General features: G+C 36.9%; 9 protein-coding genes and 1 riboswitch. Of the genes, 3 read left to right on the forward strand and 6 right to left on the reverse strand.

Features of this window, described 5'->3' with window-relative positions; genetic code table 11:
* The 5 genes from AC11ZT_RS00420 to ssuE all read right to left on the reverse strand — a co-directional run.
* Positions 1-769 (reverse strand): ABC transporter permease (locus AC11ZT_RS00420; RefSeq protein WP_484057714.1); only part of this gene is annotated, 769 nt, incomplete at its 3' end.
* Positions 766-1,611 carry an ABC transporter permease gene (locus AC11ZT_RS00425; protein WP_484057715.1) on the reverse strand — a complete coding sequence of 282 codons (846 nt, stop codon included), beginning with the start codon at positions 1,609-1,611 and terminating at the stop codon, positions 766-768. The genes AC11ZT_RS00425 and AC11ZT_RS00420, both read right to left, overlap by 4 nt.
* Before the next feature lie 179 nt (positions 1,612-1,790).
* The gene (locus AC11ZT_RS00430; protein ID WP_484057716.1) at positions 1,791-2,630 is read right to left on the reverse strand and encodes an alkaline phosphatase family protein; all 840 of its coding nucleotides are present in this window, start codon (positions 2,628-2,630) and stop codon (positions 1,791-1,793) included.
* On the reverse strand, positions 2,620-3,714 hold the full coding sequence (locus AC11ZT_RS00435) for an ABC transporter substrate-binding protein (RefSeq protein WP_484057717.1): 1,095 nt from the start codon (positions 3,712-3,714) through the stop codon (positions 2,620-2,622). Before AC11ZT_RS00435 ends, AC11ZT_RS00430 begins: the two co-directional genes overlap by 11 nt.
* 327 nt (positions 3,715-4,041) lie before the next feature.
* Positions 4,042-4,575 (reverse strand): NADPH-dependent FMN reductase, encoded by a 534-nt coding sequence (gene ssuE / locus AC11ZT_RS00440; RefSeq protein WP_484057718.1) that lies wholly within the window; start codon positions 4,573-4,575, stop codon positions 4,042-4,044.
* A 530-nt stretch (positions 4,576-5,105) separates the two neighbouring features.
* Here ssuE and AC11ZT_RS00445 point away from each other — a divergent pair.
* Positions 5,106-6,269: a M20 peptidase aminoacylase family protein gene (locus AC11ZT_RS00445; RefSeq protein ID WP_484057722.1), complete on the forward strand. Its 1,164-nt coding sequence runs from the start codon at positions 5,106-5,108 to the stop codon at positions 6,267-6,269.
* Between the two features lie 111 nt (positions 6,270-6,380).
* Positions 6,381-6,812 (forward strand): DUF4395 domain-containing protein, encoded by a 432-nt coding sequence (locus AC11ZT_RS00450; RefSeq protein WP_484057719.1) that lies wholly within the window; start codon positions 6,381-6,383, stop codon positions 6,810-6,812.
* Between the two features lie 96 nt (positions 6,813-6,908).
* Here AC11ZT_RS00450 and AC11ZT_RS00455 read toward each other — a convergent pair whose 3' ends face one another.
* Positions 6,909-7,490, reverse strand: a complete 582-nt coding sequence (locus tag AC11ZT_RS00455) for an O-methyltransferase (RefSeq protein ID WP_484057720.1) — start codon at positions 7,488-7,490, stop codon at positions 6,909-6,911.
* Positions 7,491-7,596: 106 nt separating this feature from the next.
* A riboswitch (SAM riboswitch) is annotated at positions 7,597-7,710 on the reverse strand.
* 242 nt (positions 7,711-7,952) lie between these two features.
* On the opposite strand from AC11ZT_RS00455, the gene AC11ZT_RS00460 reads away from it, so the two are divergent.
* On the forward strand, positions 7,953-8,654 hold the full coding sequence (locus tag AC11ZT_RS00460; protein ID WP_484057721.1) for an MgtC/SapB family protein: 702 nt from the start codon (positions 7,953-7,955) through the stop codon (positions 8,652-8,654).
* Positions 8,655-9,143: the final 489 nt, after the last annotated feature.

Here is a 9,143-nt window from a genome sequence, read left to right on the forward strand (position 1 = left end):
CCTTTTTTGTTCGAATCATTTTAACAATAACAATAGAGAGAATACAGATTAAGAGGAAGTAACAAACGACAATGGCACTTGCTAAATGCCCACTTTCATTTAGTTTTTTATATAAGTAAATTTGGACAGTTTCAAAATTTCCACCGGCTAACATATTAATAAGTACGAACTCTCCAAATAAAATAGAAAAAGAAAGCAAAGATGAAACGAGAACTCCTGAAGTGATATTTGGTAAAACTACCTTTCTAAATGCAGTAAATTGACTTGCTCCCAAAATTTGGGCGGACTCCATTAACGTTGCTGCATTAACATTTCGAAGACTATTTCGTGTACCTTGATACATATACGGGAGAATACTTACAAAATAAGCACCAATTGTAACCAATACCATAGAAATTCCGCTTCCAGAGTATGCCCGAATCAATCCAACGGCTATAATAACCCCTGGCATTGCATATGTCATAACAATGATAGCTTGGATGAATTTTTCCAATTTTGGCGCATATAAAACGATTGAAAAAACGGCCGGAACCATAATGACAAGTGCAAGAATTGTTGTTCCTACAGTGACAAGAAGAGACCGAACAAGCGAATTAATGAATCGCGGATCATTGAATAAGGTGACATACCACTCAAATGTAAATCCCTCCGGTAAAACGGTTTTATGCCACTGCGTTGCAAAGGAATAAGCCAGAGTAGCAATGAGAGGAACAACTAAATAGAGAAAAACAATTCCAATCGATACATAGTGAAAACCAGAACGTTTCATGATAAATCCCTCCGTACTTTACCAGTTAGCCATTCATTGATTACCATTGCAATGACAAGTGTTAAACCAAGAATGCAGGCAATGGCACTTCCAAGCTCTGGTTGGGCAAAAATATCCCCCGTTGTAAGTGCACCGATGCGAATTGTTACTAGATTGTACGTACTTCCAGTAAGTGCATAGGCCGATGCATAGGCACCCATTGCGTTAGCAAATAGAATACTAAATGTTCCTGCCAGACTTGGGAGCATAATAGGCACTCCAATCCGAAACCAAAATTGAAACGTAGAAGCCCCTAATAAAGATGCCGCTTCCTTCCATTGTGTTTGAATTCCTTGATATACGGGATAAAGCAACATGACAGCTAGCGGTAATTGGAAGTAAACATAAATGAGCACTAACCCGGTCCAGGAGTATAAATTAAACGATTGAAATACAGAAAGCCCTAATTTTTCAAAAAGAATCGTAAACAAGCCGCTATTTCCTAACAATACAATAAAAGCAAAGGCTAATGGAATACCAGCAAAGTTGGAAGTTAGGTTAGCAAATATTAGAATTCGATCTTGTATCGTTTTTGAAAAGCGTGTAATCGAGTATGCTGCAAATACGGCTATTATAATAGCAATGAGACTAGACGAAAAAGAAATAAGAATACTATTTTGAAAGGCTTGATGATAGTAGGGATTCTTAAATATTTCCTCGTATTGCTTCAATGTGAACCCTGTGCCTCCATCCTCTTGAAAACTTCCATAGAGCATAAAGCAAAGTGGAATCAATAAAAAAAGAATAACGAAAATAAAGAACGGTACGATACTATACACGAGCATTCCATTGATTCGCTTCAATATAAAAACTCCCTTCAACGCTTTGAACAAACATATTTATAAAGAATAAGGTGACGTGAAAAGAGAGAAACAGATCCCTTTTTGCGTCACCTCACGAAATGAACTCATTCTTGCAACTTACTTGACTTCTCTTATCTTAACATTCTCATATCGATTCAGACATAAACCAATATGTACGTCTAATCTTCGATGAATGATGTTTCGTTAACAAAAGGAAAAGATAAACGCTGCATAGATACGGATGGTTGGATTGACAGCAATTCACATGCGAGCGGCGCGATTTGTAATTGCGGAATCACTTCATCATGGACTCCTGCTTGTACACGGTCACTAATGATAAACAAAGGGACATCCCGGTCTGCATAGGTCGTTCCGCCATGCTGTCCATCATCATTCATTCCATGATCAGCTGTAATAATAATTTGATAACCGGCTTTCATCCAACTTGGCAAAACACTTGCTAAAAGAATATCAGTTGCAATAGCCCGATTTCGATATCCCTTTGAATCAGCCGTATATTTATGTCCGTCATCATCAATATTCATTGAATGTACATACAAGAAATCTGGATGATAGGCTTGCAATAAATAATTAGCATCCGCGAAAAGATGAGAATCTGGATAATGATCCTCCCAGTAAAAAATACCATGTTCAATAGGATTCTTACTATCTAGTTGTATTCTGTCTGTTGCTGGATTAAAAGGTGCTTTATTATAAAGTTCACTCACCCAATAATACGATGCTGATGCGTTTTTTAAACCGTTTTTCTTTGTCAAATGAAACAAACTTTCTTCATGTGACAACCGAACCGTTTGATTCGTAGTAATACCATTTTTGTATGCTGGTGTACCTGTTAAGAGTACTTCGTAAAGTGGACGAGAAAGACTTGGTAATTCTGATTCCACTTTATATCTTGCAGCAAATCCTTTTTCAACGAGATGATGTACATATCCCATTTGAGAAACGGCTGTGTCATAGCGTAGACCGTCTAGCATAATAAAGATGAGCTTATTTGACATTAATTAACACCTGTTCTTGCCAAGTTTGCATTAATGTTTTAGTCGTTTGTTCCCAAGCCTTAAAGTCTTTAATAGGTTTTACGTTCTTATACATATCGCTTGGCAGAAGTTTTGCCTTTGCATCTTCTGGTAATTTTACATTTTCACGAATTGGACGTGCATATCCACGTGCAAGATTTGCTTGACCTTCATCAGAGAAGATATATTCACGAGCAAGTTTTGCTGCGTTTGGATGTTTTGCATACTTGTTAATGATTGTTGTGTAACCAGAAATAACAGAAGCTTCTTGCGGAATTACTACGTCAAAGCGGTTTTTGTCAATTTGGTCACGATAATTTAATCCGTTGAAATCCCAAACGATAGATACTGCATCTTCACCTTTTTCTAGCGTGTTTACTTTTGGATCCGTTGTTTTAAGGCGTCCTTGTTTTGCAAGCTTAGCAAAGAAATCAATACCTGGTTTAATATTCGTTTCATCTCCGCCATTTGCAAATGCTGCTGCTAGTACTGCAAATTGCGCTTGGTTCGCCTTTAGTACATCTCCAATTGTTACTTTATAATCACCATTTTCAAGATCTTTCCACGATTTAGGAGGATTTTTCACTTTTGTTTTATCTGTAATAAATGCGATTGAACCTGTATAAGCGACTGCCCAATCTCCGTTTTCATCTTTAGCCCAAGAAGGAATTTCATCCCAGTGAGATGGTTTATAAGGTTGTGTTAATCCCTTTTGTTTTGCTAATGGTCCAAATGCGATACCAACGTCTCCGATATCAGCTGTTGCATTATCCTTTTCAGATTCAAACTTTGCAAGTTCTTCTGCACTCGACATATCCGTGTCAGTATGTTTGATACTGTATTTTGTTTGCAAATCGTCCCAAGTACCTTTCCAGTTTGCCCAAGAATCTGGCATACCAATTGAAGTAACCATACCTTCTTCTTTTGCTTTCTTTGTAATGTCTTCCAAAGAAACCTTTGTGTCTGTTGTTTTTGCAGGTTCAGCTTGCTTTGTTGAACATGCAACCAGTAATGATATAGATAGTGCCCCTGCTGTTCCAATCTTAAGTAAAGATTTGAAATTCATCGGAACGTGCCTCCCATTTTTGTTTTGTTTTTGTTTTTGTTTGTTTAACAACTAAAATACTAAACAAACAAAGTAAAAGTGATATTAAACAAATATTAATTTTAAATAGAGTTGCGTAAATAGTTTGTAAATGATTCTTTTTTATTTGTTTTCTTTATATATGTAAAACTACATGCATTACCCATTTACAAAATAAAAACAAGGAGCGATCCTAATAGAATCGTCCCTTGTTCTCTATGAAAAATCCTAGCTTGTTTCTTAATGTATAACTTACTATCTGTCCTATTTCTAAAAAAAATTTTCTCCTAGAATATAAAGTTAATGCATTTACTTTTTTGGAACTAGACTAGTAGATAATAAAAGTTCTTTTACTGACGTATATAAACGTTCTGCTGTATAGGAATCCGTAATCGATCCATCTGCAGATACATATTCATCCAAAATAAATGTTCCAGCAAGCACATGCTCACCGCCCAGTACTCCTATTAAAGGTTTTAAGCCATATTCAATACTAAGAACATGATTAAGGGTACCACCGATTGCAATGGGGATGATTACTTTTCCCTTTAAACTATTTTGCGGCAATAAATCTAGCAACGCCTTTAACGCTCCAGTATAGGTCGCCTTATAAACTGGTGTTGCAATAATAACTGCACTCGAATTTTGTACGTTCGTAGCAAATTCTTGTATAGCTAAGCTTTCAAAGTTTGCAAATAATACATCTTCAGCGCGAAAATCAGTTACCTCGTAAGTTTGCGAACTTCCTTTACGCTCCTCAATAAAGGATGCAATATGATGAATCACCCTAGCCGTTCTCGAATTTTTTGATACCCCACCAGAAATTAAAATGATATGCCCCATTTGAAATCCTCCTACGAATTTATTATTAAAAAGCCAGTTTTCTTCTATATATGAGATAATTGCTCCTTACCTACTGCTAGCGAAAAAAATCAAAAAGACCCCTAATAAACAGGCGCCTTTGGTTTTCCAATCAGCATTTTGTATGTTTCGAGTTACGCGAAACCTAGCTTTCTATTAAAAATGTAAACTGCTATTTGACTTATAATATACATTACACATTTGTTTAATTGGTTTTAATCATTGAATTCAATATAAATTGATTTAGATAAGTTGTCAATGCTATTTTTCAGATCAATCATTGTTTCTATTAGAACACTATATAAACATAAATCCATCTTGACTTATAAGAATTATGAGATTATTATGTATATACTTTTATAAATGCTGATTGGATTACCAAAGGCACCTACCGAGTTAGAAAATGGATAGGTGCCTTATTTTTATAAGAAAATAAACTCTCGTACAAAAGTTTTAATAGTATGTGAGGATTAACCAAAGTGAAAGGGCGGATATATATGACTAAAACGAATCTGCAAGCCATGGTTCATCATTTGCAAAATAAACTAGTGGAAATCCGAAGACATTTACATGAACACCCTGAACTATCGCGGCAAGAATTTCAAACGTCAGCCTACATTAGAGAACTACTAGAAGATGCTGATATATCTATATTGCCATCTTCGCTCGAAACAGGTGTTATAGCAGAAATCAAGGGAAACGGACCTGTTATTGCTCTTCGTGCAGATATTGATGCATTGCCGATTACTGAAGAAACAAATCTTCCTTACGCTTCAAAAAACCTTGGCAAGATGCACGCCTGCGGTCATGATTTTCATACCGCTTCCATCCTAGGTGCTGCTTATTTATTAAAACAGAAAGAAAAACATCTTAAAGGTACCGTACGATTTATCTTCCAAGCAGCAGAAGAAAATAGCAGTGGAGCTAAAGACGTCATAGAGGCAGGACTACTAAACGATGTAACTGCTATTTTTGGTTTGCATAACAAGCCAGATCTCTCTGTAGGAACAATTGGGATTACAGAAGGACCACTAATGGCCAGTGTAGATCGATTTGAAATTCAAATCGATGGAAAAGGAACTCATGCAGCTGCTCCGCATAGAGGAATCGATCCAATTGTGACAGCATCTCACATCATTTTAGCTTTGCAATCCATCGTCAGTCGAAGTATAAATCCCCTTCATAGTGCGGTAATAAGTGTAACAAACCTCCATGCAGGAAACACATGGAATGTAATTCCCGGAACTGTTACATTAGAAGGTACTGTTCGAACCTTTCAAGACGATGTACGCAACACCATTCCTGAAAAAATTCGTCAAATTATTCTGGGGGTTGCATCTGCATTGGGAGGGGTAACAACGTTTCATTGGTATCCAGGACCGCCGTCTATTCAAAATGATCCTCTACTTATGGAATTATGCCAAAATGCAGCAACTTTAAATGGACTTTCTATTGTAGATCCGCAGCCCTCAATGGCAGGAGAAGACTTTGCCTACTACCAAAGGGAGGTTCCAGGCTTTTTCGTTTTTATGGGGACGTCTGGTACCGAAGAATGGCATCATCCCTCTTTCACTTTAGATGAACGTGCTCTATCTATCACCGCCCATTATTTCGCAACTTTAGCAGAAAAAGCGCTACTGGGATTGAGCAACAGTAACGATTTTCACTCATCATAAAAAGGATAGAGTTTGATTTATAAAGTCCGACATACAAAAAACAAAACACTTCACAAATCATAAAAAAAGATGTAAAATTCATATATTCCCTATACGAAAGGTATGAATAAAATGTCACAAACAGTTCGGTCTATTCCTCGTCCTCTAGTTAGAACGAATCAATGGGTTATCGTAATAAGCGTAGTAGCGACATGGATTTCTGGTGAAGCATGGTTGCTGGCATTCCCATTAGTTGCAGGTCTTATGGGTCTATTCTTTCAATTTAATCCGGTAATGCGTTTGGCAAAATTATTTTTAAGAAAAAAACCGTCCGAATATGCTCTTGAAGATTGGGATCAACAACAATTCAATCAAATTATTGCAGTTGCATGCTTAGCTGGTGGACTAATTAGTTATCTTGCAAACTGGACGCTTGTAGCATATATCTTTACAACAATGGTTGCTATTGCTGCATTTGTAGCAATTCTTGGTTTTTGTATTGGTTGCTTTATTCGATATCAATGGTTACAATACCGTTATCGGAAATCTATAAAACAATCTTAATAAAATAATCCCTTCTATATGGAGGGATTATTTTTATAGCCTTTTGTTCCTGTAACTAACATTACGTTAGATGCATTACATAATCAAAGAAGCAATCTATTCAGTTGTCTTAATCGCTAAAAGAATACCAGTCCCCCAATCTACTTCTGTTATAACTAAATCACTTCTTTCACGTAACTTATGTATGAGCTTTGGTGCTTTCACACGGTACTCCTCAGGCACGCTCATATCAGGAAGTAAATCATGAATAACGTAAAATCCACCTACATTTAAATGATTTAACGTCTTATCCAAAAGTTCAAATTTTCCTGGCCATGTATCTGCAAAAATAAAATCAAACGTCTCCTCCATATTACGAATAAAGATAGCTGCATCTTCACAACGAAATGTGACGCGTTTATCGTCTCCTAAATACGTGTGGGCTATTTTTTGGAGTGCAGGATCGATGTCCACGGAAATGAGTGTACTATCTTGATCCATTCCGTCAACAATCCAAGCTGCAGATGCACCAGCTCCCGTTCCAAGCTCTAAAAATGTTCCATGTGCTTTTGACGCTGCTAGCCCTTTTAATAAAAATCCTGTTTTCGTGTCACACGACTGATGGAATCCTAATAATTTCGAATGTGCCACAATTTTATCGTATATATCTGGTGATTTCATCAAAGTCTCTTTCTCCATATTAAACAACTCCTTTCCAATGAATCTCGTTATTAGCACGAAAATGACGTGTAAAAAAATAAAAAGTGGCCTCTATTATAAGAGGCCACGAGCTCACATTTTCGACCTCTTATCTTTCAGAGCAAACAAAAGTTACTCTGTTGGAATTAGCACCTTCCTATACGTACTAGGGGTTGCTGAGGCTTCGCAGGGCCTATCCCTCCACCTCTCTAGATAAGAATTTCATATTCATGATTTAAAAATTACATGTACAATACACTAACTATTAATTTAAGCTTAATAATATACCCATTCAACCTATTAGTCAATATTATACAAATATATATATTATTTGTATGATAAGTCTAGCACAAGCTTGATAATAGTTGACGTCACCTGACTCATTCCTTCATAATACGGGTATTGATGAGAGATACTGTTCTTTTCCTTGTTTGAATAAAATATTTTATGGAGATGATACATATGCCTTGGCAAGACATGACCATTCGGTTGTTGTTAGCTATACTCGCTGGTGCATGTATTGGTACAGAACGTCAATGGCGACATCGCATGGCCGGAATACGTACAAATGCTCTTGTTTCACTTGGAGCATGTTTATTCGTCATTTTATCGGTTTTGACGCCAGGAGATAACAGCCAAACTCGAATAGCTGCCCAAGTGGTTAGCGGCATCGGTTTTTTAGGTGCAGGAGTTATTATGCGAGAAGGTTTTACTGTTCGAGGATTAAATACAGCCGCTACACTATGGTGTTCTGCAGCCATAGGAACGTTAGTTGGAGCAGGTTTTATAAAAGTAAGCATTATAGGTGCTATAGGTGTCGTGTTAGCAAATATCTTCCTTCGTCCAGTTGCATTATTTATGAATAAAAAGTCAAAGGATCTTTCTCAAGAAAATCTATTCTATGAAATTACAGTATCCTGCTTGGATGAACATGAAGCAAGCATTCGAGAAGCACTATCTCGGATGGTACTATCAGAAGGACTAGCGTTACAAGAATTGTACAGTGAAGAAATCGAAAGTGGAAACAAAGTATCCGTAAGAGCACTACTTCATAGCGATAAATCGAAAGCCCTTTTAATAGAACAAATTGTTGGTAAGCTGAGTCTGGAACACGACGTTACTGCAATTGGATGGAAAACCCTTTCCGAGCAAGAGGGAGATTAAGAAGTACTGATAACAGTATTTTTTCCCTCACTACACTCTTTGGATTCATTACCATACCGGGAAAACCAACTGTTATGTAGTGGATTGTACATTTGGCCCCAAGTATTCATATTTCATCATCTCCGATTACAAATTCAAAAGGTTAAACACTATATTCACCTTAAGTTTTTCATAATAATTTACAGGCCTCCCCTACTTAGTTTCGTTTTACTAAAACCTTGAAGTGGTGATCAAAATCCACGTTACTGCGAGATAAAATTATTGATTCGTTAAATTCATCATACTAAAAGGAGCAATGCTGCTTCCGTAGCATTGCTCCTTAACTTTACTAACAATCTAGTAAAACATGGAATCTAGAACTTGCACGAAGGAATAGACTAGTTCCCTAAGGCTAGTTTTGTGCAAAGTCATTATTTCCCTGTAACGACCTGATCCCAAATACCGCCATCACCATAGAGATCTTTCCCAACTTTACTCCAGCCGCCCAGA

Source organism: Ectobacillus sp. (genome assembly GCF_056992975.1).